Source organism: Endozoicomonas sp. SESOKO3 (genome assembly GCF_024606255.1).
In genome coordinates, this window is record NZ_JAHHPR010000550.1 from 1 (window position 1) to 1,735 (window position 1,735).

At 47.8% G+C, this 1,735-nt stretch carries 3 protein-coding genes; 2 read left to right on the forward strand and 1 reads right to left on the reverse strand.

The annotated features are described in order from the left end of the window. Positions 1 to 225, reverse strand: a 225-nt coding sequence (locus KDK18_RS09540) for a hypothetical protein (protein WP_257254672.1), incomplete at its 3' end; no start/stop codon positions are given. A 232-nt stretch (positions 226 to 457) separates the two neighbouring features. On the opposite strand from KDK18_RS09540, the gene pip reads away from it, so the two are divergent. Both pip and KDK18_RS09550 read left to right on the forward strand, forming a co-directional pair. Beyond that, entirely contained in the window at positions 458 to 1,411 is a 954-nt protein-coding gene (gene pip, locus KDK18_RS09545) for a prolyl aminopeptidase (RefSeq protein ID WP_257254673.1), read from the forward strand. An 83-nt stretch (positions 1,412 to 1,494) separates the two neighbouring features. After that, positions 1,495 to 1,735, forward strand: a 241-nt coding sequence (locus KDK18_RS09550; protein WP_257254674.1) for a D-aminoacyl-tRNA deacylase, incomplete at its 3' end; no start/stop codon positions are given.

The following is a 1,735-nucleotide window of genomic DNA, read 5'->3' on the forward strand; positions in this document are numbered from 1 at the left end:
GAGAACGCTCATGATGGAACGAGCCCAGCAACTTCCCTTATCTGCGCTTTTGCTGCAGCTTTCAGGCGTTCGATAATTGTGGCTGGAGAGATAACGCTTCAGCTCATCAGAATCATTCTGTGGGAAGGAGTTCACCCCGGCAGCGTGGGATAAACCTATTGCTACAGAGAACACCAGAGCAATGATTAATGGATCAATGGATCTTTGAGTTAATTGAGTGTTCATCGGCTACTGCCCGCTATTACATCGTTATACATAAGCACTCCTTGCCTTTTTTATCAGTCATGAAAACTCAGATAGTTTAAAAGCACAAAAGTTCCCTGAACTTCAAACCCACTACAAGGCTTGGAAAACCATGGTTTTTAAGAGTATTGTAGAGTGTTCATGAGGTAGCTCAGACGCTCTGTTTTTCAGCTGACTGACTACGCTTGATTCAGTGACTTCTGAAGGAAGGAACATGCGCACGCTTTACCCGGCTATAAAGCCATACTCTGTTTTCAAACTGGCTGTGGATGATGTTCATCATGTTTATGTGGAAGAGTGCGGGAGCCCTGATGGTATTCCTGTGCTGTTTGTCCATGGCGGGCCTGGGGTCGGCACTTCGGAAAAAGCGCGGCGATTCTTTGATCCTGAGAAATATAGAATCATCCTTTTTGACCAGCGTGGCTGTGGCCGGTCGCTTCCCCATGCTGAGCTGGAAGGGAATACGACCCAGAATCTGATCACTGATATGGAGCAGATTCGGGAGCATCTGAATATTGAAAAGTGGATTTTGTTTGGTGGTTCCTGGGGCTCTACCCTTTCTCTACTCTATGCCCAAGCTCACCCCAAAAGGGTTATGGCTATGGTACTAAGAGGGATTTTCCTGTCCCGACAGAAGGACTTTGACTGGCTTTACACTGAGAACGGGGCCGGCAGAGTGTTTCCGGATCACTGGCAGCATTTTGCAGAAATCATTCCGGAAAGTGAGCGAGGTAATATGCTGGAAGCTTATTACCGTCGCTTGACCGGTGATGATGAGCTGGCACAAATGAATGCTGCCAAACACTGGGCATTGTGGGAAGGACGTATCAGCACATTGAAACCCTGTCCCGATGTTGAAGAGTTTTGCAGTGAGCCTCACAACGCAAAGGCCATTTCCCGGCTTGAAGCCCATTATTTTATAAATGATAGCTTTATTGAAGCCCACCAGATTATCCGGGACATGAAATACATCGACCAGATTCCAGGTATTATTGTGCACGGTCGATACGATATGATCTGTCCTCTGGACAATGCACAGGTATTGGCTGAACACTGGACAGAAGCCGAGCTTCAGGTGATCAGAGAGGCGGGTCATTCATCCTCCGAACCAGGGATTGTGGACGCACTGGTGATTGCAACGGACAAGTTGGCTGTTAAGTTCGGATAATCCTGAATTCGATCAATTGATGTTCTTCTTAGCCCTGGCTGTGAGAGCTGGGGCGACTCTTCACTTCCAGAGTAGGATAACCCATGCGCGGATTAATCCAGCGAGTTCAGTTTGCTCATGTCAAGGTGAACGGTGAAACCGTAGGCGAGATCGAAGCAGGTCTTTTGCTCTTTCTGGGCGTAGAAAAAGACGATGATCAGGCAAAAGCGGATAAGTTGCTGGACAAAGTACTCAAATATCGGGTTTTCAGCGATCACGGCGGAAAAATGAATCTGGGTTTGAAAGACACCGCTGGTGGGTTGCTGGTGGTCTCTCAGTTCACGC